Genomic DNA, 26,308 nt, shown 5'->3' with positions numbered 1-26,308 from the left:
AAATGCCTTTCCGCTAAAGACAGGACACGCAGGACAAATGGATGAATGGCCGCAAAAACCGCCGGCAAGCTCCGGCAAGCGCCGGTCAGACCAGCGCCATTTGCACCAGCGATGCCGCGCCGGCCATCAGCGCCCCGCCTCCGGCCAGCACCAGCCACACACGGCCCAGGCGGGAATCCGAAAAGGCCCACAAGAAGGCCACCAGGAACACGATGAAACCCACGATGTAGCCCATGGCCTCGGCGTCATGGAACGGCATGCCCGCCGCGAACGCCAGGCCCACGCACAGCGCGATGAACCCCCAGGTGAATGCGTAGCCGCCCAGCATGCCGGCCGCGATGCGCGAGACGACATGCAGGCGGGACGCTGCAGTGCTGCCAGCCATCGTTTGCCTTGGTTTCAAAATGCGATTAATTCTCAATTATGCCCGTTGGAGTGCCGGGCGAAAAACCCATGCACGGCGTGTGCCCTCAGCGCGATGCATGGATCGCCGCCCATCACGAAGGCAGCGCCCGGCTATGCTCTGCCCCTTCGTGTTTTTCAGTCTTCCTTCCGCTTATGTCACGTGCCCGCCTCACCCTCCTGACCCTGCTGTTGGCCATGCTGGCCGCCATTGCCGCCACGGCCTGGTGGGTTTCCCAGGGCCGCATGCGCGCCGCGCGCGCCCAGGTCGCGCAGCTGCAGCAGGAGGTGAGCCAGAAGACCGAGCAATTGCTGGGCTACACCCGCTACACCGACTACCTCACGGTGGGCAAGCAATCGCTGTCGGAACAGATGAAGCTGATGGCGGCCACCGTGGTGCGCGAGGAAGGCACCACCCAGATCGTCGAAAAATCCGTGCTGGGCCTGGCCTCCACGGGCGTGGTGGCGATCTGGTATTCGGCCGAATACTCGTTCGGCTACGACCTGCGGCCCCAGAGCTATGAGCTGCGCAGCACCCCGGCCGGCATCGAGATCCACTTGGCCAAACCCACGCTGGTGGCGACACCCGCCATCACCCAGCTGCGCCACCGCGTGCTGTCCGGCGGCCTGCTGACCGACAACAAGGGCGCGGTCATCCGCCTCACGCAGGAGGCGTCGCAGCGCGCTGCCAAGCAAGGCGCGGCCATGGCCTCGGACCCGGCCGTGATGGCGCTGTGCGAGAAAAGCCTGATCGCGTTCCTGTCGGATTTCCTGGCGCGCCAGCCCGGCGTCAAGGCCGTGCCGCGCATCACCGTGGTGTACCGATAGGCCTTCGGGCACCGGCCCGATGGCCGCCGTTGGCTCAACCGGTCAGCGCAGCGCGACGTGGGTGATCCAAAGGGTGAGCAGCGCTGCCCCCAGGCCCAGCGGCATCACCCAGGCGCCCAGCCGCAGGAACTGCCAGCCGCTCACCGATTCGCCCTCGCGCCGCAATGCGGCCAGCCACAGCAGCGTGGCCAGCGAGCCGGTGATCGACAGGTTGGGCCCGATGTCGATGCCCATCAAGGCCGCGGCCCGCATCGACGGCGAGGCGTTCGCGGCATCCAGCGCCGCTCCCGCCAGCAGCCCGGCCGGCAGGTTGTTGACCAGGTTGGCCGCGATGCCGAGCAAGGCGCCCACGCCCACGTCGGCGCCCCCCGGCCAGGCCGTCGCAGCGTGCCGAAGGGCGCCGGCCAGCAGGCCGACCACGCCGGTGTATTCCAAAGCCTGCACGAACACGAAAAGCCCCGCCACCAGCGGCAGCACGCTCCAGGACACCGACCGCACCGCCGGCCAGGCCGGGCTGCCGCAACCGATGCGCAGCAGCGCCAGCGTGACCACCGCCGCACCCAAGGTGGGCCAGCCCAACGGCACGCGCAGCCAGGCGCAGGCCACCAGCACCACCACCGACACGGCCAGCCCGCCCGCCGCCAGCAGGCCGCCGCGGCTGAGCGGATGCGGGGGCACTTCGGTCCGGATGGTGGCGTCGATGCGGTGCCGCAGCGCGAATCGCAGGGCGAGGAACGTTGCGGCAATCGATGCCAGGGAAGGCAGCGCGAACAGCGCCAGCCACTGCGGCAACGGCGGCATGTGCCCGCCCCACAGCACCAGATTGGCCGGGTTGGAGATGGGCAGCACGAAGCTCGCCGCATTGGCGACGAAGGCGCAGATGAACAGATAGGGCAACGGCGAGGCCCCCACCGCGCGGGCCACGGCGAACACCGCCGGGGTCAGCACGACCGCCGTCGCATCGTTGGACAGGAACACCGTGACCAGCGTGCCCACCAGATAGACCCAGGTGAAAAGCCGGCTGCCCGAGCCGCCGGCACGGCGGGCCGCCAGCGCCGCCAGCCAGTCGAAAACGCCTTCGCGGCGCGCCATTTCGGACAACAGCATCATGCCGGCCAGAAACAGGTACACGTCCTCGCCGCGCAGCACGCCCTTCCAGGCCTGGCTGGCGGGCAACAGGCCGAAGCCCACCAGTGCCAGCGCGCCCGCCACGGCCCATACCGCTTCGGGCAGGCGCCAGGGGCGCAGGATGACCGCACTGGTCGCCACGGCGACCACGCCCCAAATCCACTGCTGCGGTGCAAGCATGAAAACCTTTGTTCCTAAAAATCGATCGGCGACAAGAAAGGGAAAAACCGATGTGCGGGCCCTCGCCACGGCCCGCATGCGGGGGCATTCTATGCAGCGCGCCTGTCCGCCAGGCGTCGGACGCGATCGGAGGATCGCCAGCAAAGGGGGATGCCAAGACCCCGCTGGCACATGATTCACACGCGCCCCTTACGATGGCAGCCCAAGGAGTTGAGCCTGTGTTTGAGTTTTTCGAAAAGCGACTGCCCCCCTACCCCGGCACCGAACCCACCCCGCCCCCCAAAGATTTCATGGCCTTCGTGTGGTCTGGCACACAAGGGCTGCGCCGCTATGTGGTGCTCATGGCGGGCCTGTCGGCCGCCATCGCCGTGTACGAAGCCCTGCTGTTCGCCGTGCTGGGCCATGTGGTGGACTGGCTCACCCAGGTGACCCCGGCCGCGCTGTGGGCCGAACGCAAGGGCACGCTGGCGCTGGTGATCGGGATGCTGCTGGGCAGCATCGTGCTGGTGGCGGTGCAGACCAGCGTCAAGCACCAGACGCTGGCCATCAACTTTCCGCTGCGCCTTCGCTGGAACTTCCACCGGCTGATGCTCGGCCAGAGCATGGCCTTCTACGCCGACGAGTTCGCGGGCCGCATCACCACCAAGATCATGCAGACGGCGCTGGCCGTGCGCGACATGATCTTCACCACGACCGACGTGGTGATCGGCATGGGCGTGTACCTGTTCACCATCCTGCTGCTGGCGGCCGGTTTCGATGTGCGGCTGCTGGTGCCGTTTCTGGTCTGGATCGGGTTCTATGGCCTCGCTTGCTGGTACTTCGTGCCGCGCCTGGGCCAGGTGGGCAAGGCGCAGGCCGATGCGCGGTCGGTGATGACCGGGCGCATCACCGACGCCTACACCAACATCGCCACCGTCAAGCTGTTTTCTCACACCCGGCGCGAGGCGGAGTTCGCCCGTGCGGCGATGGATGCGTTCAAGCACACCGGCTACGCGCAGATGCGCCTGGTGAGCCGGTTCGAGATCGTGAACCACATCCTGGTGGTCGGCATGATGGTGGGCGCCTGTGGCACCGCCCTGTGGCTGTGGTCGCTGGGCCAGGTGGGCGCGGGCGCGGTGGCGGCCGTCACGGCCATGGCGTTGCGCGTCTCGGGGCACGCCCACTGGGTGATGTGGGAGATGACCACGCTGTTCGAGAGCGTGGGCACCATCCAGGACGGCATCAACACCCTCACCCGTCCACGCACGGTGGTGGACGCGCCCGATGCACGCCCCCTGGCCGTGCCGCGCGGCGAGGTGCGGTTCGACAACGTGACCTTCGCCTACCAGGGCGGCAAGCCGGTCATCGACCGCTTGAACCTCACCATCCGGCCGGGCGAGAAGATCGGCCTGATCGGCCGTTCGGGTGCCGGCAAATCGACGCTGGTGAACCTGCTGCTGCGCTTTCACGACGTGCAGACGGGCCGCGTGCTGATCGATGGGCAGGACATCGCCCACGTGACGCAGGACAGCCTGCGCCAGGCGATCGGCATGGTCACGCAGGACACCTCGCTGCTGCACCGCTCGATGCGCGACAACATCCTCTACGGCCGGCCCGATGCGAGCGAGCAGGACCTGCATGCGGCCGCCGACCGCGCACAGGCCGCGGACTTCATCGACACGCTGACCGACCTGCAGGGCCGTCGCGGCTACGACGCCCACGTGGGCGAGCGCGGCGTGAAGCTCTCGGGCGGCCAGCGCCAGCGCGTGGCGATCGCGCGGGTGATGCTCAAGGACGCGCCCATATTGCTGCTGGACGAAGCCACCAGCGCGCTCGACTCCGAGGTCGAGGCCGCCATCCAGCAAAGCCTGGACGGGCTGATGCAGGGCAAGACGGTGATCGCCATCGCCCACCGCCTGTCCACCATCGCCGCGATGGACCGCCTCATCGTGCTGGATGCCGGGCAGGTCATCGAAGAAGGCACGCACGCGCAGTTGCTGGCCCAGGGCGGTGTGTATGCCAGGCTGTGGGGCCACCAGAGCGGCGGGTTCCTGGGCGAATCGGAAGAGGACTGACGGCGGGGCGCGCCAAGCCTGGGGCGCTGCAGGGCCGCAGCGCTGATTCCATCCCGGTGGATCGCTATCATTCATATAGCAATCTGGCAACCATGCCCGAGCGCCTTACTGGAGGTTACAGGTGTGAGGCGCCAGGCTACTTAGACTTGCGCCCTCTTCTTGCGCAACGCGGTTCGCACCGCCGGCCGCACATATCCCTTCCATCCTTACTCAACACTCTGCAGAGGGAAACCCATGTCAGTTGCATCCATTCTCGGTATTTCGATCGGCGCAGGCTTCGGCGCCTATTTCTCGATGAAGAAGAACCCCATGCCGCAGAGCAAGCGCGTGCTGCTTTGCGTGGGCACCGGCGTCGTCGTTTTCATCGTGCTCAAGATCATTCTTTGATCTGAGCAGCGGCCCCGCGCCAAGGGCGGCGGGGCGTTGCCAACAGGCGGGGCGGCCACGCGCAGGCGGCCAATGCCGCAGCCGCAACCGCCAGCGGTTTGCCACCGCCCCGCCCTCTTCGTTGTCCCTTCCTCTTTCGCCCTCGGCCGTCCTCCAACGACTGCGCCCGGGCATCAAGTACCGAACACCAGCGCCTTGTGCAGCCACACGCCTGCCATCAGCCCATTGGCGGATGCCAGCGTGGCGTTGTGGCCCGGCATGGCGGCGTCTCCCGCGGCGAACACGCCGGGCACGGTGGTCTGCTGCGTGGCATCGGTGCGGATCACCGGGCCAGAGGGCCCTTCGTCGAAGGCACAGCCCAGTTGCTCGGCCAGCGGGCTGACCATGTGCGTGCGCGGCGGCACGAACAGCGCGTCGATGGGCACGAAGCGGCCATCGTCCAGGCGCACGCCCGACAGCGCGGACGCATACCCTTCCAGACGCGCGATGCGGGCCGGCTCGATGGAGATGCCGCGCGCGGCCAGTGACGCCAGCGATTCGGCGTCGGGTGCGCCATGGCCATTCAAAAACAGCGTCATCGGGCCCCAGTCGGACACGAGCAGCGCGTGGTGCACCGATGCGGGCGCGGCATACAGCGTGCCCATCGGTCTGCCACCGACCTCGTAGCCATGGCAGTACGGGCAATGCAGCACGGTGGCGCCCCAGCGCTCGGGCAGGCCGTCGATGGCGGGCAGTTCGTCCCGCACGCCCGTGGCCAGCAGCAGCTTGCGGGCGGTGAGCTGCTCGCCCGACTCCATCGTCACCATGAATCCATTGCCGTCATTGCTGCCATGGCCGGTGGCCTGCGCGTCCACGGCCTGTCCCGCTTTGAAGGTGACCGACGGGTACGCCATGAGCTGGCGGCGCGCCAGGGCGATCATGTCCTGCGGCCTCGCGCCGTCCTGCCCGAAGAACCCGTGCGACGCCGCCGCGAAGCGGTTGCGGGGCGCGCCGGCGTCCACCACGCACACGTTGCGCCGCGCGCGGGCGATCTGCATGGCGGCCGACAGGCCGGCAAAGCTGCCGCCAATGATCAAAGCATCAAACTGCATGGGACAGGTCCTTCATCGAAGCGCCGCTCTCGGCGAAGCGGCGGTGGAAATCGCGCGACAGATCGGCCAGGGTGATCTGCTCCAGGCGCGCCAGCAGCAGCGCCTCGGCTTCGCGGTAGGTGCCGTCGAGCGCGGCGTTCACCGCCTGCTCGACCAGGCACTCCGGGCGCTCGGTGCGGTGGCCCACCGCCAGGAACGGCGGCTCGCCCACGGCGCGGTGGATGTCGGCCAGGCTCACGTCCTCCAGCGGGCAAGACAGCGCCCACCCGCCGCCATGGCCCTTGGCCGAGGCGACAAAGCCCGCCTCGCGCAGGCCCGCCATCACCCGCCGCACGACGACGGGGTGGGTGTGCATGGCCTGGGCCAGCGATTCGGAGGTGGACGGGGTTTCGCTCTCGGCCATGTGCAGCAGCACATGGAGCACGCCCGATAGCTTGCTGTCTTGTTTCATGCAACATTATTAGTTGCATGAAATGTTTTTGGCAAGAGGCCTGCCTGGAGCGGATTCGGCCCTGCTTGCAAGGACGCAGGCGGCGCGCTCTGCCATGCGCCCCGCCAGGCACGATTCAGCCGTGGCGCGGCGGCAGCGCCCGGGCCGGGTTGCCCACCACGGTGGCGCCGGCCGGCACATCCCGCGTGACCACGCTGCCGGCGCCGATGATCGCGTCGTCGCCCACCGTCACGCCGGGCATCACCAGCGCACCGCCGCCGATCCACACGTTGCGGCCGATGGTGACCGGCCGGCCGAACTCCAGGCCCTGCGCCCGCTCCTGCGGCGACCGCGGGTGGTCCGCCGCGAGCAGTTGCACGCCCGGCCCGATCTGCGTGCCATCGCCGATGCGCACTTCGACCACATCCAGGATCACGCAGTTGAAGTTGAGGAACACCCCGGTGCCCAGGTGGATGTTGAAGCCGTAGTCGCAATGGAACGGTGGGCGCACCACGGCGCCTTCGCCCACCGAGCCCAAATGTTCGGCCAGCAGCGCGCACCGCTCGGCGGGGTCCGCGGCCAGCGCCGCGTTGTAGCGCACAAGCCAGCGTTTATTGGCCGCCAGATCGGCCTGCAGTTCGGGATCGCCGGCGTGGTAGGGCCGGCCGGCCAGCATGTGTTCTTTCTGTGAAGTCATCGGGCCATTGTGAAGGGGCCGCGGGCGCAGGCGGTCGCCTGGGTGACCCCGTGAAGGGGTTAAGGCCCAAATGGCCTCCAGCGCAATTACCACTAGGGCATATAGCTATCAAATTAATAGCAAACAGGATGCCGCACGTTGTGGCCCGTCAGGCAACGGGGTCGCCGCCGTCGTCCGGCGCCACAGACTCTGCCGGTGCTCGCACCACGCCCAGCCGCAGGCCGAGCACGCCCAGGATGCGGTTCATCGTCTGCACCGTGCCCGGGCTGCGGCCCTGCTCGATGTCCTGCAGCGCGCGGTAGGAGATGCCCGCCAGGCGTGCCAGCTCGGCTGAAGTCAGCCGCAAGGTGCTGCGCAGGTGGCGAATGGACTCGCGCAGCGTCCAGTGAGGGTGGTCCAGCAGGTCCTGCACGGCCTGGCGGCGCAGCAGCAGTTGCTGTGCCAGCGGAAGGGGGGGTGTAGCGCTTGTCCATGCGAAGGGGCCCGCTTTGAATGTCAAGGTCAATGTCAGGTCACAGGGCCTGCAGCACATGCAACTGTGCCGCGATGGCAGGCTGCAGAAAGCGGTGCACCTCCGGCTCCAGGCCAAAGCCGCCGCCATCGCGCGCCACCGCCTCCAGGGGGCCGATGGGGTTGCCGGCGCCGGCCAGCAGCAGCGGCCAGTCGGCCGTGGCCTCTGCCGTCTCGGGCAGGCCCGATAGTTTTCTACCAAACAACGAAAATTGCCCCGGCCATCAAAAAGCTGGGCCTTCCCGTTGTTCGGCCCGATTGATTCAGCCGGCGCCCCATCCATCCGCTTTACTTGAGCACGCCGCGCGAAATGTCCATCACCATGCGCGTGGCCAGGTACAGCCGGGGCACGATGGTGTCGATCTGCACGTATTCAGCATTGTTGGAATGCGCCCCGTAGCCCGACAGGCCCATGCCCTCCACCACGGCGCCACGGGTCTTCAGCGCGGCGAACGCAGCGTCGGTGCCGCCGCCGGTGGCTTTTTCCAGCACGTTGAGCGGCAGCCCCAGTTCCTGGTAGATCGCCTTGCCATGGCCGGCGACGCGGCGCGAGGCGTCGGTGGCCTCCAGCGGCGGGCGGCGCACCTCGAACTTCACCGACACCTTGGATTCGGGCAGCAACTGGGTCTGCACCTTGGCCTGCAGTTCTTTTTCCAACCCGTCGAAATCCGACACCCGCAGGGCGCGTGCGTCGGCTTGGGCCGTGGCCTCGGCGGGAATCACGTTGCGGTTGGTGCCGGCCTGCGCCACCGTCCAGTTCAGCTTCAGGCCCTGCTCGGGCTTGGACAGGTCCTTGAGCTGCAGCAGCTGGTGCGACAGCTCGTAGAGCGCATTCACGCCCTTTTCGGGCGCGGCACCCGCGTGCGAGGCCCGGCCCTGGACCGTGAGGTAGGCCGCGCCGATGCCGCTGGTGGCCAGGCGCAGGCTGCCGTCCGTGCCGCCGCCCTCGAAGGAAAACACTGCATCCTGGTCGGCCGCGATGCGGGTGATGGTGCTGCGCGCGCCGGGCGAGCTGATTTCCTCGTCGCCGTTGATCAGCACGGTGAGCGTGCCGTACTCCTTGAAGCCGAGCTTTTGCAGCAGGCCCACGGTGTGCAGGATGGCGGCCACGCCCTGCTTGTCGTCCGCAATGCCCAGGCCATAGGCCTTGCCGCCATCGATGCGAAAGGGCTGGTCCTTGAGCATGCCCTTGAGATACACCGTGTCCATGTGCGCGATGAAGAGGATCTTCTTCGTGCCGGTGCCCTTGAACTCGGCATGCACCGCCGGGCCCACCTTCTCGGGCGTGTCGTCCAGGCGGTAGATGTCGGTGGGCTGCAAGATCTCCACGCTGCCGCCCTGTGCCTTCAGCTGCTGGGCGATCAACGCGGCGATCTGGTTCAGGCCCTCGATGTCCTTGCTGCCCGATTCGATGTGCACCAGATCGCGCAGCGTGTCCAGCAGCGGCTGCTGCTCTTTCTGCGCCAGGGCGTGCACATCGGCCACTGGTGCGGCTTGCGCCAGGGTGCCGGCGAAAGCCAGGGACAGGAGTGCAATCAATGGACGCACGAACAAGGGAAGGGTCTGCGAGGAAGGCATGGTGGCAGCAGTGGGAATGAGTGGTGGAAAAGCCATTATGGGCCGCTGCAACGGAAGATTCATACCCTCTGATTTTTTGCAATATCCCATTCAAATGCAGGACCGCGGCAAGAGGGATCGAATGCGGCCCACTGCGGATCGATGCGGGATTGCCGGGTGCGCAGTTCAAACAGCCACATGCCATACAGCGGCAAGGCCTCGGTGAGTTCAAGCGCCTTGAGCAACGGCGTTGCGGCGCCGAGCAGTGCCGGATGGGGCACGACGGCCAGCAGATCGGACTGCCCCACCAGGTGGAGCATGCTGGCGAAATCGGGACAGCGCACCGCGACCTTGGGCAGAGGCATGCGGCGCACGCGGTGCGCCTCGGTGAGCACATCGACGGGGCCTTTGACGCTGGGTCCGACGCAGGCCCAAGCGGCGCCTTGCAGCTGTGCCAGCGTTCGGGCCCGCGCCAGGGGATGGCCTCGGCGGGCATAGACCTGCGGCTGCAGCTCGTAAAGCAGGCGCTCGGCCAGGTCCGGGTGCGCAAATTGGCGCGGCTTGGGCGCGATGACCGCGTCGAACCGCCCCTGCAGCAGTCCGGTGAGCAGCACGCCCTCATCCGCCGTCGCCATGTCGAGGCAGCGCCGGGGATGGGGAAGGCACCAGTGCACGTACAGCACGGGCCCCCATACCAGGGCGGCGGATGGCGTGAGCCCGATGCGCAGCACGTTCCGGTCGGGCGCCGGCCGTGGCTCCAGCCCCAGCGCCTCCATGCGCTGCCCCAGCGAAGACGATTGCGCTGCCACCGATCGCGCCAGCTCGGTCGGCACGTAGCGGCGCCCCGCACGGACCAGCAAGGGGGTGGAAAAGTGCGCCTGCAGCGCCTTCATTCCCTGGCTGATGGCAGGCTGGGAGACGCCACAGGCCTGCGCGGCCCGGGCAAAAGAGCCGTGCTCGACGACCGACCGAAGGTATTGCAGATGGCGCAGATACATAAGCTCCCTTTATGTATTGGCACCGATTGTGGCTTGCCGGGCGGCGCCGTCGCCGCCAAGCTACGGCGGCATCCCCAGCGAACCACCAAGGACACCGCATGACAACGCACCCGATCGACACCGTCAAGGCCTACCTGGGCCACCTTCACGCCAGCGATACCGAGGGCCTGATCGCCTGCTTCGAAGACGACGGGGTCGTGCACTCGCCTTTTCTCGGCACCCTGGGCGCCCGCGTTTTTTTCCAGCGGCTCGCGCAGGCCTCCAATGGCAGCGTGATCACCGTGCTGGACCTCTTTGCCTCGGTGGCACCGCAGGACAGCGGCGCCGTGCGCATCGCGGCCTACTTCCGCTATGACTGGACCTTGAGCGACGGCCGCGAGGTGACCTTCACCTGCGTCGATGTGTTCACCTTCGACCGCGACAGCGCACGCATCCGGGACATGCAGATCGTGTACGACACGCATCCCCTGCGAGAACAGGTCGGCGACAAATACGCACCGGCCCCGCCGCCGCCTACAGCAGCGTGACGGCCTTGAGCCCGACAAAGCTCGTCTCGCGGATCACGCCCACGAAGTCCTGCAGGTAGTGCCGGCCCGATAGCTGCGGCAGGCAGGCCGCATGCAGCTCGCCCATCAGGCCTTGCTCGCCCACAGGCCGAGCCGTGACATAGCCGCGGTCCAGATAGCCCTGCACCGCCCACAGCGGCAAGGCCGCCACGCCGCGGCCGCTGGCTACGAGCTGCAGCATGGCGACGGTGAGTTCGGTGGTGCGCCGGGGCGGGCGGATGCCGGCGGGCTCCAGCACCTGGCGCACGATGTCCAGCATCTCGTCGGGCACCGGGTAAGTGATGAGGGTCTGGTCGGCAAAGTCCTGCGCGGCCAGCCAGGGCTTGTCGACCAGCGGATGCCCGTTGGCCAGCAGCGCGCGGATCTCGAAGCCGAAAAGCGGGTGGTAGTCCACGCCCGCCTCGTCGCCGTCCACTTCCGACACGATGGCCAGGTCCGCCCGGTCCTGGTGCAGCAGGCCCACCGGATCGGCGTGAAAGCCGCTCACGATGTCCATCTCCACCTCGGGCCAGCGGCTGCGGAAGGCGTCCATCGCGGGCATTAGCCAGTCGAAGCAGGTGTGGCATTCCACGGCGATGCGCAACTGGCCAGCGGAGGCCATCGACAGCCGCGCCACGTCGCGCTCGGCCGCCTCCACCTGCGGCAGCAGCGCATCGGCCAGTGCCAGCAGCCGCGTGCCGGTGGCACTGAACTGGGGCGGCACCGACTTGCGCTCGAACAGGGGCGCGTTGTAGCGGTCTTCCAGCAGCTTGATCTGGTGCGAAAGCGCCGACTGGGTGAGATTGAGCAACTGCGCGGCGCGCACCAGGCTGCCGCTGTCGCGCAAGGCGGCCAAAGTGCGCAGGTGGCGGATTTCGAGAATCGACTGGTTCATTAATTATTCTCAAGATGAATGCATAAAACTTTCGTTTGAATAATAAATGCATTCACCGGACCATGGCGGCCTGCCTTCGCGCACCACCCCAATCCAAGGAATTTCCGACATGGCCCAGCTCCCCGTCTCCACCCACACCCTCGGCTTTCCGCGCATGGGCGCGCACCGCGAACTCAAAGCCGCTCTGGAAAAGCATTGGCGCGGCGACATGACCGCCCAGGCGCTGGAGGCCGTGGGCGCCGAACTGCGCGCGCGCCACTGGCAGGCCCAGCGCGAGGCGGGCCTGGCTTTCGCCACCGTGGGCGACTTCGCCTACTACGACCATGTGGCCAACCACATCCAGTTGCTGGGGGCCGAGCCGGCGCGCTACGGCTTCTCGCCCGACCAGCCCGAGCTGGCGCGCTACTTCAATATGGCCCGTGGTAAATCCGGTGGCGCCGCCGCCTGCCAGGGCGAATCCGGCCACAGCACCTGCAGCGGTGCGGCGGGGGCACCGCACGCCAGCCAGTTCGCGCTGGAGATGACGAAGTGGTTCGACACCAACTACCACTACCTCGTGCCGGAGTTCACGCCAGCCACCACCTTCCGCTTGGCCAGCGAGCGCCTGTTCGGCGAAGTGGCCGAAGCGCAGGCGCTGGGCCACCCCGTCAAGGCGGTGCTACTCGGGCCTTTGAGCTTTCTGTACCTGGGCAAGGAAAAAGCCGAGGGCTTCGATCGCCTTTCGCTGCTGCAGCCGCTGCTGGACGTGTACGAACAGATCCTTGCGCGGCTGAAGGGCCAGGGCGTCGCCTGGGTGCAGATCGACGAACCCATTCTGGGCCTGGACCTGCCCGACGCCTGGCGCCATGCGTTCGAGCCGTCCTACTGGCAGCTCAACCGCGCAGGCGCCCAGGTGCTGCTGGTCACCTATTTTTCGCCATTGCAGGACAACACCCGGCTCGCGTGCCAGTTGCCCGTGGCCGGCCTGCATGTGGACGCCGTGCGGGCGCCGGAGGACCTCGTGGCCGTGACCGACTGGCTGCCCAGCCACAAACTGCTGTCGGTCGGCATCGTGGATGGCCGCAACATCTGGCGCACGGACCTGGACGCCGCTCTGGAGCGCCTGGCCGCCATCGCCGCCAAGCACCAGGGACCGCTGTGGATCGCGCCTTCGTGCTCGCTGCTGCACGTGCCTGTTGGCCTGGCGTCGGAGGATCGCCTCGATGCCGAGGTGAAGTCCTGGTTGGCCTTCGCCCTGGAAAAGCTGGGCGAGTTGCAGACCCTGCAGAGCGCCCTCAACGGCCAGCCCGACACGGCCGCCCTGGCCACCTCGCGCGCCGCCATCGACAGCCGCCGTGCCAGCCAGCGCGTACACCGCCCCGATGTGGCCCAGCGCCTGGACAGCGCGCCGGCCGGCGCCGACCAGCGCGATGCGCCCTTCCCTGTCCGGCAGGCTGCGCAACGCCAGCGGCTGCAGTTGCCGCTGCTGCCCACCACCACCATCGGCTCCTTTCCGCAGACTCAGGAAATCCGCGCCGCCCGCGCTGCCTTCAAGCGGGGCGATCAGGCACTGGACACCTACCGCGCCGCCATGCAGGCCGAGATCGAGCAGGCCGTGCGCATGCAGGAATCGCTGGGCCTGGACGTGCTGGTGCATGGCGAGGCCGAGCGCAACGACATGGTCGAATACTTTGGAGAGCAACTCGACGGATTCGCCTTCACCGCCAACGGCTGGGTGCAAAGCTATGGCTCGCGCTGCGTGAAGCCGCCCATCCTCTTCGGCGACGTGGCCCGGCCCCGGCCCATGACGGTGGACTGGACGGCCTTTGCGCAAAGCCTCACCCCGCGCCCCATGAAGGGCATGCTGACCGGGCCCATCACCATCCTGCAATGGTCCTTCGTGCGCGACGACCAGCCGCGCAGCCGCACAGCCGAGCAGATCGCCTGGGCGATCCGCGACGAGGTGACCGACCTGGAGGGTGCCGGCATCGGCATCATCCAGATCGACGAGCCGGCCATCCGCGAAGGGCTGCCGCTGCGCCACGCAGCCTGGAAGGCGTATCTGCAATGGGCGACGCGGGCGTTTCGCATCAGCGCCTCGGGCGTGCGCGCCGACACGCAGATCCACACCCACATGTGCTACAGCGAGTTCAATGACATCCTGCCCGAGATCGCGGCCATGGACGCCGATGTGATCACCATCGAAACGAGCCGCTCCGACATGGAACTGCTGCGGGGGTTCGGGGAGTTTCAGTACCCCAACGAAATCGGCCCCGGCGTGTACGACATCCACTCGCCCCGCGTGCCCGGCGTGCAGGAAATGCGGCGGCTTCTAGAGAAGGCCGCGCAGGTGGTGCCGGTGGAAAACCTCTGGGTCAACCCCGACTGCGGGCTGAAAACCCGTGGCTGGCCTGAAACCGAAGCGGCGCTGCGCAATATGGTGGACGCCACTCGCGCGCTGCGACGCGAGTGGACCACCTTGAACGCAGCAGAACCCGAGGGGGTCGCGAATGTCTGAAAACGATGTGCCGGCTTACTTGGGTGCTGCGTCGACCATCGCTTTGGCGGCGGCTTCCATGGTCTTGCGGTGAGCCTCGGCCATTTTTGTAATCACATCGCGAATGGCCGCTTGTTCCTGAGTCCTGATATTCAACTCAGTCATCGCGTTCGCGTTGACCTCCTGCTGTTCTTGCATTCGTATCAGCCGCTGCGTCTTTTCGTCGACCTGGATTTCTTCATGAAACTCGTGGTTTCCGGGGCCGGCATTGATGTGCACATCGATATCCATGTCGCGCTCATCGCCGGCGCCGCTGTCCGAAGGAGGCGGCCCTTCCATGTGCACATCGATTTCTTCATGAGTGTCATGATTTTTCGGCGCGGTGCTGATGTGGACATCCAGGTCCAACTCAGTCTCGCTGTCGGAATCGGTGTCCGAAGGAGGGGGCGCGTCCATGTCCAACTTGATTTCTTCCGGGCTGCTGTGGCTCGGCTTCACCGGCAACGGTGGTGGCGGGGGCGGCGTGGGCGGGCCACTGACAGGCACCTCGGTCGCTTCGGCAGGTACCTGCTCCTTGGAAGGAGGCGTCATCGTGATGATCGCGTCTTCATCACCGCTATTGGTCTTCTGCATTTTCTGAAAAAGCGGGCTGCTGTGAATGTCATTCAGCAGGGAGGCTTTAACGTCATCGGAATTTTTACCATCGCGAGATTTGATCAGGCCGTCGCGTACCACTGCCGCTTCGGCATTCAGTTCTCGCTTCTGGCTTTGAATCAGCGCGTTCTTTCGCAGCATGTTGATGTTGGAACGCGGTGCCAGGCTGCCTCCAAGCTCCCCTTTCGATTGGCTATTGGCCTGCAGGCCCTCGGGGCCACCCAGGCTTTTGCGCGATTCCGACCTCTGAAGGGTCGGCTCCTTGACGGGGCCTGAATCTTTCAGGCTGGGAAGCCCTCCCAGCTTATTGGAGGAAAGGTTATTCACAGAAGTAGTCATGGCAAGCCTGGGCGTGGATCGATGGTGGTCCAAGTGTGCGCAAGCCCGCTGCCCTGCCCCGTCGAAGTAGCGAAGACGACATCATCCAAACGAATGGATGTGGGGCAGCGGGGGCAGCGATGCCCTCCTACGTGCGCTGGGGCCCCGGTCCTGCTGGATGGGGGCTGACCGCCTCCAACAATCGGTCCATCAACACCAACCGCTTCCAAAGGATGCCCTCATGTCTATTTCGCTCATTCTGCTCATCGTCCTGATCCTGATTCTGGTCGGCGCGCTTCCCACCTGGGGCCACAGCCGCTCATGGGGATACGGTCCCAGCGGCGGCATCGGTCTGGTGGTCGTGATCCTGCTGGTCCTGTTGCTGATGGGCAGGATCTAAGTGGAATAAAACCATTCGATGCCATCGACACGTGGTTGGCACCGATTCAGCGAAGCGACCCCTCGAGGTCGCTTTTTTTCGTCGGTACAAAGCCAGGGCCGTGTGCTGATCGATCAATGAACAGCTTGGCGAAGCTCGGCACATGAAATATGATGCACATCATGCGAAAAACGCAAACGACCTCTCGAAGCGCAGCCAAGGAAGCCTCCCATGAACGTATCGTCAGTGCCGCAGCACGGGCCATACGGCGAAGCGGGTATGCCGGCACAGGCGTGGCCGACATCATGAAAGAAGCCGGCTTGACGCACGGCGCCTTCTACGCCCATTTCGAATCGCGCGAAGCCATGCTGGCCGAAGCCGCAGACCGGGCGGGCGCTGAATCCAATGCGGCGGCGGCCGACATCATCGCCGCCGCGCCGCCCGAGCAGGCGTTGAAGGCGCTCATACAAACCTACCTGTCCAAATTGCACCTGGACAGCATCGAACTGGGTTGCCCGATTTCGGCGCTGGGTTCCGAGATGCCACGCCAATCCCCCGAAGTGCGCCGAGCCGCCACGCGTCGTATCAAGGAAATGATCGATCTGATCGCCCGGCAATCCCCGGACTGGGGACAGCCAAGCGCGCACGAACGTGCATTGGTGACCGCAGCCACGATGGTGGGCACATTGATACTGGCCCGCGCGGTGGATGACCCGGCCCTGTCGGATGCACTGCGTGAAGCGGCCCTTGCCAATCTGGCAGCGACCTGTTCTTAAAAAGACCACACGCGCCTTTTCGTTCGACAAAAAATATGATGATCATCATGCCAAATGGCTTATAAAAAATTTTTTACCGAATGAGTGAATATAAATATATTGATATTGAGCCACCGAATATCACTCATATAGCCCTGTTTTTATTTCATAAGAAGGTGAAATCATGAAAGCATTCATCGTTGAAAACTATAGCAAGACGGAGAAACTGCAACTCAAGGACATTCCAGAACCTGATTTGCAAGACGACGAAGTCTTGGTCCAAGTGCACGCTGCAGGTGTCAACCTGCTGGACTCGAAGATCAAGAGTGGAGAGTTCAAAATCATCCTGCCCTATAAAACACCCTTTGTTTTAGGGCACGATGTGGCGGGCACTGTGGTCCGAACAGGCGCACAGGTTCGCCACTTCAAACCGGGTGATGCGGTTTATTCCCGGCCGGATAATTTTCGGATGGGTACGTTTGCAGAATATGTCGCCATCAAAGAAGCTTCTCTTGCCATCAAGCCCGACAACATCACCATGGAAGAGGCGGCCTCCCTTCCTCTGGTGGGGCTGACGGCTTGGCAAGCACTGGTCGAAAAAGCCAAACTGAAGAAAGGCCAGAAAGTCTTCATTCAAGCGGGTTCAGGAGGGGTCGGAACCTTTGCCATTCAACTCGCCAAACATCTGGGGGCTACGGTGGCCACCACCACGGGCACGACCAACGTTGATTTGGTGAAGAACTTGGGCGCCGATATCGTCATTGACTACAAGAAGGCCGATTTCGAGAAAACCCTGCGCCATTACGATGTGGTTCTGAACAGCCAAGACGCTGCCACGTTGAAAAAATCGATGAATGTGCTCAAGCCCGGCGGCAATCTCATTTCCATTTCAGGCCCGCCGGACCCCGTTTTTGCCGACGACATCAAAGCCCCCTGGCTCGTGAAGCAGATCATGCGCATTCTGAGTTATGGAACCAGAAAAGCCGCAAAACGATTGAATATCGATTATTCATTCTTATTCATGAAAGCCAGCGGAAACCAACTGCGCCAGATCACGGCTTTGATCGAATCAGGCGCCATTCTTCCCGTTCTCGACAAGATCTTTCCGTTCGACGCGACCAACGAGGCCATCGCTTATGTGGAAAGCGGACGCGCGAAGGGCAAGGTCGTCATCAAGATACGTTGAAGTACCTTTTTCTTTTTTTGAAATTTCATATGATAAATATCATATTGAAAATCTTTTCAACCCTGGAGCCACCCTATGAAAATCGAAAATGCTGTCGTCCTCGTCACCGGTGCCAATCGCGGAATCGGCTTGGCCTTCTCGCGTGAACTGCTCGCCCGCGGCGCCCGAAAGGTGTACGCCGCCGCGCGCAATCCCGCGTCCGTCACGCTGCCCGGGGTGCAAGCCTTGCAGCTGGACGTGACCGATCGCGGCCAGATCGCCGCTGCGGCCGTTCTGGCCGCTGATGTGACGCTGGTCATCAACAACGCAGGCATCGCCCAGCCCGGCGGCTTTCTGGCGCAAGACAGTGAAGAAGTGACCCGCCGTCTCTTCGAGACCAATGTCTTTGGCGTGCTCAACATGAGCAAAGCCTTTGCTCCCGTGCTGCAAGCCAACGGCGGCGGCGCATTCCTCAATGTGCTGTCGGTGGCTTCGTGGGTCAACGGGGGTGAACTGGCCGCCTACTCGGCGAGCAAGTCGGCCGCCTGGTCGTTGACCAATGCCCTGCGCCACGAGTTGAGCGCGCAGAAAACCCAGGTGCTGGGCCTGCACATGGCCTACGTGGACACCGACCTCACACGCGGGTTCGAAGTGCCCAAGAGCAGCCCCGAAGAGATCGTCCGCCGTGCACTCGACGGGTTGGAAGCCGGTGAAGACGAAGTGCTGGCCGACACGCTGACCCAGCAGGTCAAGCAGGGGCTGACCGCACCGGGTCCGGCCTATCTGCCCCAGGTTGGATGAGTCAAAGCCTGAAAGCCTCGCCACTTCGACGAAAGACAAGCATGCCCTTTTTTGCAACGCTGAAAGCCTCTTCCTCATCGCTCGGCCGCCGCACCGCCCTGACGCAGGCATCGCACACCGATGGTCCGGCGCTCCCTGCCTGACCGGGAGATCGAGGCCATGAACCCTTTTTCATTGAAGCCGGTCCTCCTCGCGCTTGCGCTGGCAATGGGTCATTTGACCGCCGCCGGGGCGGCAGAGAAAGCCGCTATGGACACCGTACCCAACCTGCTGCAGTCAGCGGGCCGAGATTCCGAGTCTTCCTGGAAGAACGTGCCCACCCAGGCCATCGGGGCCGGCGATGTGCGTTTTGCATACCGGGAGTTGGGAAAGCACCACGGCGGCACGCCCGTGGTATTCCTGACCCATCTGGCCGCAGTCCTGGACAACTGGGACCCACGGATCGTGGATGGCATGGCAGCAAGCCACCACATCGTCGCCTTCGACAACCGCGGCGTCGGGGCCTCCAGTGGCTCGCCGTCGAACTCCATCGAGGCCATGGCGAGCGATGCCATCGCCTTCATACAGGCGATGGGATTCGAGCAGGTCGATCTCGTCGGATTTTCGATGGGCGGCATGATCGCCCAGGAGATCGTTCTGCAACAGCCACAACGGGTCCGCAGGATGATCCTTGCGGGAACGGGCCCTGCGGGGGGCGAAGGCATCAGCAAGGTAGCGGCGGTGGCCAACTATGACCTTCTTCGAGGTCTGTTCAGCAGCCAGGACCCGAAGCAATTCCTTTTCTTCACGCGCACGCCCAATGGCATCGAAGCGGGCCAGGCATTTCTGGCTCGCCTCGCAGAACGCACGGACAACCGGGACAAGGAAATTTCCCCGACGGCCTACATGGCGCAGCTATGGGCGCTCTATGCCTGGGGGCAGAAACCGCCCGCCGATCTGTCGGCGGTCCAGCAGCCGGTTCTGGTGGTCAACGGCGACGACGACCGGATGGTCCCGACGGCCAATACCTACGATCTGGCAAGGCGCCTTCCCCACAGCGAACTCGTGATCTATCCCGATGCCGGCCATGGCGCACTTTTTCAGTTCCATGAGGATTTCGTCCTGAAGTCGCTGAGATTCCTTCAGTAACCCTGGACTGCAGGCAGCGCCTCGAAAAAGCGCCCCGCATGAGCACCTCCGGCTGTGATTCGGGGCGTTGTGGGGCCTCAGCCTCAGGCAGGCCGTTTCTCGGCCGCGACGAACGCCATCGAGAACTTCGCAAACTCCTTGCCATCCACTACGCCATTGGCATTGCCGTCCTGATCCATCAATTGCAGGATGGCCTGGGACAGTTCGCTGGCGCCTGTCTTGGCACCGGACGTGTCTCCCAGGCCCTTCATGAATTCGTCCTGGGAGATCTTGCCGTCGTGATTGGCATCGAAGCCAGCCGTCAACTGCTCTTTCTGGGCTTCGGTCGCGCCGAACTGGGTGAGCAGCTCCCCGAACTTCTGCGCAGAGACCGAGCCTCCCGTCGATGAGGGGAGCGCAGACCGCCCCGCCCCGCCCCGGGCCGAGGCAGCCACGCTGTGGCTCGCGACGCCGGACAGCGTCTCGGCCTCTTTGCTCAAGGTGATTTGCGTGGAGGGCTCAGCGGGCGAAGCATTGCTGCCCCGCGTGGAAGCCGAGGGTTTCGACGTCCCGGAGGACGACGCGTTGAACAGAAAGGATGCGACCGATGCAAGGCCGGAAATAAGGGGTGTCATCGCCAAAGTACTCCTGTCGGTGGCGAAGCAATCCACAGAAGAAAACGCCCTTCGCCCGGCCTCCGCAGGGTAGGCCCTGGCGGAGATTCCAATGCGGTAAAAAACGCCCGATCTCCCGGCCATTACCCGGTTTGGCTCCCATCGGCAGCGCCAGCGCGAAGCCGAACGATGGCAGCCATTGCGGCCTCCGCGACCATCAACCCCGCTCGGGCACCACGCGGGCGCCCAGCGGCGCCCCAGCAGCCTTGCCCTGCGCAGGCGACGCGCCCGCGCCCGGCAGCCGGCGCCGCACGACCTGATAAGCCAGCGCCAGCAGCACGAACCAGGCAGGCGTGGCGAGCAGGGCCTGCCGCGTATCGGCCTCGAACGACAGCAGCACCACGATGCCGGCAAAGAACGCCAGGCACACGCCACACATCCACACACCACCCGGCATCTTGTACAGCGAGGCCGCATGCAGCTTTGGCCGCTGGCGGCGGTACGCGATATAGGACAGCAAGATCATCGACCAGACGAACATGTAGAGGATGGCCGAAACCGTGGTCACCAGGGTGAAGGCTTCCACCAGATCCGGAATCACCCACATGAGGAAAGCGCCGGCCAGCAGGCAGGTGCATGAAAAAAGCAGCCCGCTCGAAGGCACGCCGCGGCGCGACAGCTTCGCGAAACGGCTTGGCGCCACGCCCTTTTCCGCCAGGCCGAACAGCATGCGGCTGGTGGAAAACACGCCGCTGTTGGCCGACGAGGCCGCCGAGGTCAGCACCACGAAATTGATCACGCCAGCCGCCGCGGGCAGTCCCGCCAGCACGAACAGCTCGACGAACGGGCTCTTGCCGGGCACCACTTCGCGCCAGGGCGTGACCGCCATGATCGCCACCAGCGAGAACACATAGAACACCATGATGCGCAGCGGGATGGAGTTGATCGCGCGGGGCAGCGTGCGCTCCGGGTCTTTCGCCTCGGCGGCGGTCGTGCCCACCAGCTCGATGCCTGCAAAGGCGAACACCGCGATCTGGAAGCCGGCAAAGAAGCCCATCCACCCGTGCGGGAACATGCCGCCGTCGTTCCACAGATTGGCCACGCTCGCCGTTCGGCCTGCGGGGGAGACGAAGTTGGCATAGACCATGTACAGCCCCGTGGCCACCAGCGCCACGATGGCCACGATCTTGATCATGGCGAACCAGAACTCGATCTCGCCGAAGAGCTTCACCGTGAGCAGGTTCAGCGACAGCAGCAGCCCCACGCAGGCCAGCGCCGGCGCCCACTGCGGCAGGTGGGGAAACCAGAACTGCGAGTAGGCCGAGATGGCGATCACGTCGGCGATGCCCGTGATGATCCAGCAGAACCAGTAGGACCATCCGGTGAAGAACCCGGCCCAGGGGCCGAGCAGATCGGCCGCGAAATCGATGAAGGACTTGTACTGCAGGTTGGACAGCAGCAGCTCTCCCATGGCCCGCATCACGAAAAACAGCATGAAGCCGATCATCATGTAGACGAAGATGATCGACGGGCCGGCCAGGCTGATCGTCTTGCCCGACCCCATGAAAAGGCCCGTGCCGATGGCCCCGCCGATGGCGATGAGCTGGATGTGCCGGTTGGACAGGCTGCGCTGCAGATGGTCGCTGTCGTGCTGGCCCGGACTTCCGGGCGAAACCTTGCTTGTCATGAAGAACCTCCTGGATTGGTTTTTTGTTTTTCCATGCGAGGCCAGGCACCATCCCTGCGATGCCGAGGCGGCCGAAGCCTTGCCGCCACCGATGGATCGGCCGCCCGGCCCCCGTGGAAGGGCGAGAGAATAAACCAACCGCGCCCTGCTTTGGTGCAATGCACCCTGTTGCGCAGGCGGGCTCAACAGACGGCGTTCGCCATCCTTTTCAAGGAGTTACACCGTCCCCACATTCAGGGCAGCAGGACACTCGGGGCACAGCCGCCGCTTTTCCAGCGCCGCAGTGTCCTTGAGCAAGGTCCACACGGCCTGCGTGCGGGCCAGGTGCTTGGCCTCGGCCGGCATGCTCATCCAGAACGTCCGGGTGAACCGGGCTTCCTGCGGCAGCACCCGGACCAGCACCGGATCGCGGTCGGCCAAAAAGGCCGGCAGCACCGCCAGCCCCGCCCCGGCCCGCACGGCTTCGTACTGCGCCGTGATGCTCGTGCTGCGAAACGCGAACCGCTCGGGCTGGTGCAAGGCATCCAGAAACTGCAGTTCCTTGGTGAACAGCAGGTCGTCCACATAGCTCACGAAGGCGTGGTGGCGCAGGTCCGCGCGCGTGGCGACCAGGGGGCGGCGGGCAAGGTATTCGCGCTGGCCGTACAGGTGCAGCGTGTAGTCGGCCAGCCGGGTGACGATGACCGATCCCCGCGTGGGCCGCTCCAGCGAGATGACGATGTCGGCCTCACGCCGGCTCAAATGCAGCATGCGCGGCAGGGCCAGCAGGTCGATGGTCAAGTTCGGATGCTGCTGCGTGAGCCGCGCCAGATGCGGCGCCAGGATCAGCGTGCCGAAGCCTTCCGTGGCCCCCACGCGCACGACGCCGGAAGGGCCGCCACCCGCCGTGGGTGCCGCCTGTTCCACGCTGAGCACGGCCGACTCCATCGATTCCGCAGCCGGCAGCAGCTGCCGGCCCGCCTCCGTGAGGCGGTGCCCGCCGGCTTCGCGCGCGAACAGCGGCGCGCCCATCTGCTTTTCCAGCGACTGGATGCGGCGGGCGACCGTGGTGTGTTCCACGCCCGTGCGGCGCGCCGCGCCGGCCAGGGTGCCGGAGCGCGCCAGCTCCAGAAAGTAGCGCAGGTTGTCCCAGTCCATTCGTGTGTGGCTCTCTCGTTCGTGGTGTTCTTCGTGGGGTGCGTGCGGGTCCAGCCAGCCATCGCCTGTGCAAATTTGCAAACCCAAGGTGCGCCCATGCGCCTTGCACTGGCAATTTCGCACAGCTAGGATGCATGGGCCACCGGGATTTGCCCGCGGTTGCCGCCCGGCCACCCGCAATCGGGGCCTGGAAAAAGCGATTGTCCCGGCCCCGCATGACAGACATCACAGGAGACAAAACACCATGGACGCATCCATCACTGCACAACAGGCCCAACAGGCCGCCCAAGCCCCCACCGTCAAGCTTCTGATCGGCGGCCAGTTCGTGGAGTCAAAAACCACGCAGTGGCGCAACGTGGTGAACCCCGCCACGCAGGAAGTGCTGGCCCGCGTGCCCTTCGCCACGCCAGAGGAGATCAACGCGGCCGTGGCCTCGGGCAAGGAAGCGTTCAAGACCTGGAAGAAAACGGCCATCGGTGCCCGGGCGCGCATCTTCCTCAAGTACCAGCAGCTGATCCGCGAGAACATGGCCGAGCTGGCCGCGATCCTGACGGCCGAGCAGGGCAAGACGCTGCCCGATGCCGAGGGCGACGTGTTCCGCGGCCTGGAGGTGGTGGAGCATGCCAGCGCCATCGGCAACCTGCAGCTGGGCGAGCTGGCCAACAACGTGGCCAATGGCGTGGACACGTACACGCTGATGCAGCCGCTGGGCGTGTGCGCGGGCATCACGCCGTTCAACTTCCCCGCCATGATCCCGCTGTGGATGTTCCCCATGGCCATCGCCACGGGCAACACCTTCGTGCTCAAGCCCTCCGAGCAGGACCCGATGGTGACCATGCGCCTGTGCGAGCTGGCGCTGGAAGCCGGCGTGCCCCCGGGCGTGCTGAACGTGGTGCACGGCGGCGAGGACGCGGTGAACGCCATCTGCGACCACCCGGACATCAAGGCGATCAGCTTCGTGGGCAGCACCAAGGTGGGCACGCACGTGTACAACCGCGCCAGCCTGAACGGCAAGCGCGTGCAATGCATGATGGGCGCCAAGAACCACGCCATCGTCATGCCCGACGCCAACAAGGAGCAGACGCTCAACGCCCTGGCCGGCGCAGCCTTCGGCGCCGCGGGCCAGCGCTGCATGGCGCTGTCGGTGGTGGTGCTGGTGGGCGAGGCGCAGCAATGGATTCCCGACCTCGTCGCCAAGGCCAAGACGCTCAAGGTGAGCGGTGGCACCGACAAGGGCACCGACGTGGGCCCGCTGGTCTCGTGCGCAGCGAAGGACCGGGTGGAGGGCCTGATCGAGCGCGGCATCGCCGACGGCGCCACGCTGGAGCTGGACGGCCGCAAGCCGCAGGTGGCGGGCTACGAAAGCGGCAATTTCGTCGGCCCCACGGTGTTCAGCGGCGTGAAGCCCGGCATGTCCATCTACGACCAGGAAGTCTTCGGCCCGGTGCTGTGCCTGGGCGCAGCGGCCGACATCGACGAGGCGATTGCCTTCATCAACGACAACCCGAACGGCAATGGCACGGCCATCTTCACGCAGTCGGGCGCGGCGGCCCGCAAGTTCCAGGAAGAGATCGACGTGGGCCAGGTGGGCATCAACGTGCCGATTCCCGTGCCCGTGCCGCTGTTCTCTTTCTCGGGCTCGCGCGCATCCAAGCTGGGCGATCTGGGGCCTTATGGCAAGCAGGTCGTGCTGTTCTACACGCAGACCAAGACGGTCACGGCGCGCTGGTTCGACGACAGCACCATCTCGCACGGCGTGAACACCACCATCAGCCTGAAGTAGCCCGCTGGCGCGGAAACGGCCGGCCGGGGCCGCGCGGTGCTACAAGGCCAGGGATGCACATTCTCAAGACCACGACGAAACGGTGGGCCGCAATCGCCTGGGGTGGCGGCGCGGCCTGCGCCCTGCTGTTCAGCGCGGGGGCCCACGCCCAGGCGGGCGCGCCCTGCCGGCCCGAGGGCACGGTGGCCGAGACCAATGCCTGCGCGGTGCAAACCTACCAGCAGGCGGATACGGCCATTGCCATTCTCTACAGCGACGTGATGCGCGCGCTGTCGGCGCACGAGCGGCCGCAGCTGCGGCAGGAGCAGACGGCCTGGCAACGCCAGCGCACGATGCTGTGCAAGCAGGGAACCCAGTCCACCGAGGGCCTGCCCGAGTGGCCGCGCCTGTACCACGCCTGCCTGACCGCCGAGACCGAGGCGCGCCGCCAGGGCCTGATGCGGTGGCTGACGCTGGACCATCCCTCCGCCAAGCCCTGACGCATCCGCCACCGTCCCGCCCCGCCAGCACCCCGACCAAGCAGAACAACGAACGACCGCCAGCGAGACCCGACCCATGGACTTTGAACTGACCGAAGAACAGCGCGCCTTCGCCGAGACGGCCCGCGACTTCGCGCGCGCCGAACTGGCGCCGCACGCGGCCCGCTGGGACGCCGAGGGCATCTTCCCGCGCGAGGCGATCGCCGCGGCCGGCGCCCTGGGCTTTTGCGGCCTGTACGCCCCCGAGAACGCGGGCGGCCTCGCCCTGCCCCGGCTCGACGCCACCCTGGTGTTCGAGGAAATGGCGGCGGTGGACCCCTCCACCACCGCCTTCATCACCATCCACAACATGGCGACCTGGATGCTTGGCACCTGGGCGACCGACGCCGTGCGCGACCGCTGGGGGCCCCTGCTGGCCAGCGGCGAGAAGCTCGCCTCGTACTGCCTGACCGAGCCCGGCGCGGGCTCGGACGCGGCCTCGCTCAAGACCCGGGCGGAGTTGGCGGGCACCGAATACGTCATCAACGGCGCCAAGGCCTTCATCAGCGGCGCGGGCAGCACCGATGTGCTGGTGCTGATGGCCCGCACGGGCGACGCCGCATCGGGCGCGGCGGGCATCAGCGCCTTCGCGGTGCCGGCCGATGCGCCGGGCATCCAGTACGGCAAGAAGGAAGAAAAGATGGGCTGGAACAGCCAGCCCACCCGCACCATCAGCTTCGACAACGTGCGCATTCCGGCCGACCACCTGCTGGGGCGCGAGGGCGAGGGCTTCAAGATCGCCATGAAGGGCCTGGACGGCGGGCGCATCAACATCGCCACCTGCTCGGTGGGCGCGGCGCAGGGGGCGCTGGCGCACGCCCAGCAGTACATGCACGACCGCAAGCAGTTCGGCAAGCCCATTGCGAGCTTTCAGGCGCTGCAGTTCAAGCTGGCCGACATGGCGACCGAACTGGTGGCCGCGCGCCAGATGGTGCGGCTGGCGGCCTCCAAGCTGGATGCGGGCGCGCGCGATGCCAGCACCTATTGCGCCATGGCCAAGCGCTTCGCCACCGATGCGGGCTTCAACGTGTGCAACGAGGCGCTGCAGTTGCACGGCGGCTACGGCTACATCCGCGAGTACCCGCTGGAGCGCCTGATGCGCGACGCGCGCGTGCACCAGATCCTGGAGGGCACGAACGAGATCATGCGGGTCATCATCGCGCGCCGCATGCTCGAGGGCGACGCGCCCGACGCCATCCGTTGACCGCATTC

General features: G+C 65.6%; 27 protein-coding genes. 13 read left to right on the top strand and 14 right to left on the bottom strand.

Annotated elements, in window-relative coordinates; all coding sequences use genetic code 11:
- Window positions 1–85 precede the first annotated feature (85 nt).
- Complete coding sequence (locus tag M5C98_RS10600; RefSeq protein WP_272552656.1) at window positions 86–385, bottom strand: iron uptake protein; 300 nt, start codon at window positions 383–385, stop codon at window positions 86–88.
- A 173-nt stretch (window positions 386–558) separates the two neighbouring features.
- On the opposite strand from M5C98_RS10600, the gene M5C98_RS10595 reads away from it, so the two are divergent.
- Window positions 559–1,230, top strand: a complete 672-nt coding sequence (locus M5C98_RS10595) for a hypothetical protein (protein WP_272552655.1) — start codon at window positions 559–561, stop codon at window positions 1,228–1,230.
- A 42-nt stretch (window positions 1,231–1,272) separates the two neighbouring features.
- On the opposite strand, the gene M5C98_RS10590 is transcribed toward M5C98_RS10595, so the two are convergent.
- Window positions 1,273–2,538 (bottom strand): SLC13 family permease, encoded by a 1,266-nt coding sequence (locus M5C98_RS10590; RefSeq protein WP_272552654.1) that lies wholly within the window; start codon window positions 2,536–2,538, stop codon window positions 1,273–1,275.
- A 218-nt stretch (window positions 2,539–2,756) separates the two neighbouring features.
- On the opposite strand from M5C98_RS10590, the gene M5C98_RS10585 reads away from it, so the two are divergent.
- A complete protein-coding gene (locus tag M5C98_RS10585) occupies window positions 2,757–4,592 on the top strand; it encodes an ABC transporter ATP-binding protein (protein ID WP_272552653.1) in 1,836 nt (611 codons plus the stop codon).
- Window positions 4,593–4,826: 234 nt separating this feature from the next.
- Entirely contained in the window at window positions 4,827–4,979 is a 153-nt protein-coding gene (locus tag M5C98_RS10580; protein WP_272552652.1) for a hypothetical protein, read from the top strand.
- 173 nt (window positions 4,980–5,152) lie between these two features.
- On the opposite strand, the gene M5C98_RS10575 is transcribed toward M5C98_RS10580, so the two are convergent.
- The 7 genes from M5C98_RS10575 to M5C98_RS10545 all read right to left on the bottom strand — a co-directional run bounded on the left by M5C98_RS10575 (window position 5,153) and on the right by M5C98_RS10545 (window position 10,262).
- A complete protein-coding gene (locus tag M5C98_RS10575) occupies window positions 5,153–6,070 on the bottom strand; it encodes an NAD(P)/FAD-dependent oxidoreductase (protein ID WP_272552651.1) in 918 nt (305 codons plus the stop codon).
- Window positions 6,060–6,521 carry an Rrf2 family transcriptional regulator gene (locus M5C98_RS10570; protein WP_272552650.1) on the bottom strand — a complete coding sequence of 154 codons (462 nt, stop codon included), beginning with the start codon at window positions 6,519–6,521 and terminating at the stop codon, window positions 6,060–6,062. Before M5C98_RS10570 ends, M5C98_RS10575 begins: the two co-directional genes overlap by 11 nt.
- A 115-nt stretch (window positions 6,522–6,636) precedes the next feature.
- Window positions 6,637–7,197, bottom strand: coding sequence for a sugar O-acetyltransferase (locus tag M5C98_RS10565; protein ID WP_272552648.1), 561 nt, complete (start codon window positions 7,195–7,197; stop codon window positions 6,637–6,639).
- 148 nt (window positions 7,198–7,345) lie between these two features.
- Window positions 7,346–7,696: a helix-turn-helix domain-containing protein gene (locus tag M5C98_RS10560; RefSeq protein ID WP_272552647.1), complete on the bottom strand. Its 351-nt coding sequence runs from the start codon at window positions 7,694–7,696 to the stop codon at window positions 7,346–7,348.
- A 13-nt stretch (window positions 7,697–7,709) separates the two neighbouring features.
- Window positions 7,710–7,913, bottom strand: a complete 204-nt coding sequence (locus M5C98_RS10555) for a hypothetical protein (protein ID WP_272552645.1) — start codon at window positions 7,911–7,913, stop codon at window positions 7,710–7,712.
- Window positions 7,914–7,995: 82 nt separating this feature from the next.
- On the bottom strand, window positions 7,996–9,285 hold the full coding sequence (locus M5C98_RS10550; protein WP_272552643.1) for a M20/M25/M40 family metallo-hydrolase: 1,290 nt from the start codon (window positions 9,283–9,285) through the stop codon (window positions 7,996–7,998).
- 59 nt (window positions 9,286–9,344) lie between these two features.
- Window positions 9,345–10,262: a LysR family transcriptional regulator gene (locus M5C98_RS10545; RefSeq protein ID WP_272552642.1), complete on the bottom strand. Its 918-nt coding sequence runs from the start codon at window positions 10,260–10,262 to the stop codon at window positions 9,345–9,347.
- Window positions 10,263–10,360: 98 nt separating this feature from the next.
- On the opposite strand from M5C98_RS10545, the gene M5C98_RS10540 reads away from it, so the two are divergent.
- Entirely contained in the window at window positions 10,361–10,789 is a 429-nt protein-coding gene (locus M5C98_RS10540; protein WP_272552641.1) for a nuclear transport factor 2 family protein, read from the top strand.
- Here M5C98_RS10540 and M5C98_RS10535 read toward each other — a convergent pair.
- A complete protein-coding gene (locus tag M5C98_RS10535) occupies window positions 10,776–11,702 on the bottom strand; it encodes a LysR family transcriptional regulator (protein WP_272552639.1) in 927 nt (308 codons plus the stop codon). The genes M5C98_RS10540 and M5C98_RS10535 overlap by 14 nt on opposite strands.
- Window positions 11,703–11,811: 109 nt before the next feature.
- Between M5C98_RS10535 and metE the strand changes: the two genes are divergently transcribed.
- On the top strand, window positions 11,812–14,199 hold the full coding sequence (gene metE / locus M5C98_RS10530; protein WP_272552637.1) for a 5-methyltetrahydropteroyltriglutamate--homocysteine S-methyltransferase: 2,388 nt from the start codon (window positions 11,812–11,814) through the stop codon (window positions 14,197–14,199).
- 15 nt (window positions 14,200–14,214) lie between these two features.
- On the opposite strand, the gene M5C98_RS10525 is transcribed toward metE, so the two are convergent.
- A complete protein-coding gene (locus M5C98_RS10525; RefSeq protein WP_272552635.1) occupies window positions 14,215–15,171 on the bottom strand; it encodes a hypothetical protein in 957 nt (318 codons plus the stop codon).
- Window positions 15,172–15,391: 220 nt separating this feature from the next.
- On the opposite strand from M5C98_RS10525, the gene M5C98_RS10520 reads away from it, so the two are divergent.
- The 5 genes from M5C98_RS10520 (at window position 15,392) to M5C98_RS10500 (ending at window position 19,378) form a co-directional block, all read left to right on the top strand.
- Window positions 15,392–15,550, top strand: a complete 159-nt coding sequence (locus M5C98_RS10520) for a DUF3309 family protein (RefSeq protein WP_272552633.1) — start codon at window positions 15,392–15,394, stop codon at window positions 15,548–15,550.
- A 149-nt stretch (window positions 15,551–15,699) separates the two neighbouring features.
- The gene (locus M5C98_RS10515; protein ID WP_272552631.1) at window positions 15,700–16,305 is read left to right on the top strand and encodes a TetR/AcrR family transcriptional regulator; all 606 of its coding nucleotides are present in this window, start codon (window positions 15,700–15,702) and stop codon (window positions 16,303–16,305) included.
- Window positions 16,306–16,468: 163 nt separating this feature from the next.
- Window positions 16,469–17,470 (top strand): NADP-dependent oxidoreductase, encoded by a 1,002-nt coding sequence (locus M5C98_RS10510; protein WP_272552629.1) that lies wholly within the window; start codon window positions 16,469–16,471, stop codon window positions 17,468–17,470.
- A gap of 75 nt (window positions 17,471–17,545) precedes the next feature.
- Window positions 17,546–18,250, top strand: a complete 705-nt coding sequence (locus M5C98_RS10505) for an SDR family oxidoreductase (protein ID WP_272552627.1) — start codon at window positions 17,546–17,548, stop codon at window positions 18,248–18,250.
- A 249-nt stretch (window positions 18,251–18,499) separates the two neighbouring features.
- Window positions 18,500–19,378 carry an alpha/beta fold hydrolase gene (locus M5C98_RS10500; protein ID WP_272553244.1) on the top strand — a complete coding sequence of 293 codons (879 nt, stop codon included), beginning with the start codon at window positions 18,500–18,502 and terminating at the stop codon, window positions 19,376–19,378.
- Window positions 19,379–19,461: 83 nt separating this feature from the next.
- Here M5C98_RS10500 and M5C98_RS10495 read toward each other — a convergent pair whose 3' ends face one another.
- From M5C98_RS10495 to M5C98_RS10485, 3 genes are all read right to left on the bottom strand, one after another.
- On the bottom strand, window positions 19,462–19,857 hold the full coding sequence (locus M5C98_RS10495; RefSeq protein WP_272552625.1) for an EF-hand domain-containing protein: 396 nt from the start codon (window positions 19,855–19,857) through the stop codon (window positions 19,462–19,464).
- 331 nt (window positions 19,858–20,188) lie between these two features.
- Window positions 20,189–21,658, bottom strand: a complete 1,470-nt coding sequence (gene cycA / locus M5C98_RS10490) for a D-serine/D-alanine/glycine transporter (protein WP_272552623.1) — start codon at window positions 21,656–21,658, stop codon at window positions 20,189–20,191.
- A 216-nt stretch (window positions 21,659–21,874) separates the two neighbouring features.
- On the bottom strand, window positions 21,875–22,795 hold the full coding sequence (locus M5C98_RS10485; protein ID WP_272552621.1) for a LysR family transcriptional regulator: 921 nt from the start codon (window positions 22,793–22,795) through the stop codon (window positions 21,875–21,877).
- Window positions 22,796–23,039: 244 nt separating this feature from the next.
- On the opposite strand from M5C98_RS10485, the gene M5C98_RS10480 reads away from it, so the two are divergent.
- The 3 genes from M5C98_RS10480 to M5C98_RS10470 all read left to right on the top strand — a co-directional run bounded on the left by M5C98_RS10480 (window position 23,040) and on the right by M5C98_RS10470 (window position 26,300).
- Complete coding sequence (locus tag M5C98_RS10480) at window positions 23,040–24,578, top strand: CoA-acylating methylmalonate-semialdehyde dehydrogenase (protein ID WP_272552620.1); 1,539 nt, start codon at window positions 23,040–23,042, stop codon at window positions 24,576–24,578.
- 53 nt (window positions 24,579–24,631) lie between these two features.
- Window positions 24,632–25,057 (top strand): lysozyme inhibitor LprI family protein, encoded by a 426-nt coding sequence (locus M5C98_RS10475; RefSeq protein ID WP_272552619.1) that lies wholly within the window; start codon window positions 24,632–24,634, stop codon window positions 25,055–25,057.
- Between the two features lie 76 nt (window positions 25,058–25,133).
- Window positions 25,134–26,300 carry an acyl-CoA dehydrogenase family protein gene (locus M5C98_RS10470; RefSeq protein WP_272552618.1) on the top strand — a complete coding sequence of 389 codons (1,167 nt, stop codon included), beginning with the start codon at window positions 25,134–25,136 and terminating at the stop codon, window positions 26,298–26,300.
- The last annotated feature ends 8 nt before the right edge of the window (window positions 26,301–26,308 follow it).

Origin of the sequence: Acidovorax sp. NCPPB 3576 (genome assembly GCF_028473605.1) — a bacterium.
Classification (GTDB): Bacteria; Pseudomonadota; Gammaproteobacteria; order Burkholderiales; family Burkholderiaceae_C; genus Paracidovorax.
The sequence above is the reverse complement of the archived record's forward strand: the minus strand, read 5'-3'. Positions and strand labels throughout refer to the sequence as shown.

What these genes read in the sequence shown, in the direction of transcription:
- M5C98_RS10600 (WP_272552656.1), bottom strand. Translation starts at nt 385, where the DNA reads ATGGCTGGCAGCACTGCAGCGTCCCGCCTGCATGTCGTCTCGCGCATC.
- M5C98_RS10595 (WP_272552655.1), top strand. Translation starts at nt 559, where the DNA reads ATGTCACGTGCCCGCCTCACCCTCCTGACCCTGCTGTTGGCCATGCTG.
- M5C98_RS10590 (WP_272552654.1), bottom strand. Translation starts at nt 2,538, where the DNA reads ATGCTTGCACCGCAGCAGTGGATTTGGGGCGTGGTCGCCGTGGCGACC.
- M5C98_RS10580 (WP_272552652.1), top strand. Translation starts at nt 4,827, where the DNA reads ATGTCAGTTGCATCCATTCTCGGTATTTCGATCGGCGCAGGCTTCGGC.
- M5C98_RS10575 (WP_272552651.1), bottom strand. Translation starts at nt 6,070, where the DNA reads ATGCAGTTTGATGCTTTGATCATTGGCGGCAGCTTTGCCGGCCTGTCG.
- M5C98_RS10570 (WP_272552650.1), bottom strand. Translation starts at nt 6,521, where the DNA reads ATGAAACAAGACAGCAAGCTATCGGGCGTGCTCCATGTGCTGCTGCAC.
- M5C98_RS10565 (WP_272552648.1), bottom strand. Translation starts at nt 7,197, where the DNA reads ATGACTTCACAGAAAGAACACATGCTGGCCGGCCGGCCCTACCACGCC.
- M5C98_RS10550 (WP_272552643.1), bottom strand. Translation starts at nt 9,285, where the DNA reads ATGCCTTCCTCGCAGACCCTTCCCTTGTTCGTGCGTCCATTGATTGCA.
- M5C98_RS10545 (WP_272552642.1), bottom strand. Translation starts at nt 10,262, where the DNA reads ATGTATCTGCGCCATCTGCAATACCTTCGGTCGGTCGTCGAGCACGGC.
- M5C98_RS10540 (WP_272552641.1), top strand. Translation starts at nt 10,361, where the DNA reads ATGACAACGCACCCGATCGACACCGTCAAGGCCTACCTGGGCCACCTT.
- M5C98_RS10535 (WP_272552639.1), bottom strand. Translation starts at nt 11,702, where the DNA reads ATGAACCAGTCGATTCTCGAAATCCGCCACCTGCGCACTTTGGCCGCC.
- metE (WP_272552637.1), top strand. Translation starts at nt 11,812, where the DNA reads ATGGCCCAGCTCCCCGTCTCCACCCACACCCTCGGCTTTCCGCGCATG.
- M5C98_RS10525 (WP_272552635.1), bottom strand. Translation starts at nt 15,171, where the DNA reads ATGACTACTTCTGTGAATAACCTTTCCTCCAATAAGCTGGGAGGGCTT.
- M5C98_RS10520 (WP_272552633.1), top strand. Translation starts at nt 15,392, where the DNA reads ATGTCTATTTCGCTCATTCTGCTCATCGTCCTGATCCTGATTCTGGTC.
- M5C98_RS10515 (WP_272552631.1), top strand. Translation starts at nt 15,700, where the DNA reads ATGATGCACATCATGCGAAAAACGCAAACGACCTCTCGAAGCGCAGCC.
- M5C98_RS10510 (WP_272552629.1), top strand. Translation starts at nt 16,469, where the DNA reads ATGAAAGCATTCATCGTTGAAAACTATAGCAAGACGGAGAAACTGCAA.
- M5C98_RS10505 (WP_272552627.1), top strand. Translation starts at nt 17,546, where the DNA reads ATGAAAATCGAAAATGCTGTCGTCCTCGTCACCGGTGCCAATCGCGGA.
- M5C98_RS10500 (WP_272553244.1), top strand. Translation starts at nt 18,500, where the DNA reads ATGGACACCGTACCCAACCTGCTGCAGTCAGCGGGCCGAGATTCCGAG.
- cycA (WP_272552623.1), bottom strand. Translation starts at nt 21,658, where the DNA reads ATGACAAGCAAGGTTTCGCCCGGAAGTCCGGGCCAGCACGACAGCGAC.
- M5C98_RS10485 (WP_272552621.1), bottom strand. Translation starts at nt 22,795, where the DNA reads ATGGACTGGGACAACCTGCGCTACTTTCTGGAGCTGGCGCGCTCCGGC.
- M5C98_RS10480 (WP_272552620.1), top strand. Translation starts at nt 23,040, where the DNA reads ATGGACGCATCCATCACTGCACAACAGGCCCAACAGGCCGCCCAAGCC.
- M5C98_RS10475 (WP_272552619.1), top strand. Translation starts at nt 24,632, where the DNA reads ATGCACATTCTCAAGACCACGACGAAACGGTGGGCCGCAATCGCCTGG.
- M5C98_RS10470 (WP_272552618.1), top strand. Translation starts at nt 25,134, where the DNA reads ATGGACTTTGAACTGACCGAAGAACAGCGCGCCTTCGCCGAGACGGCC.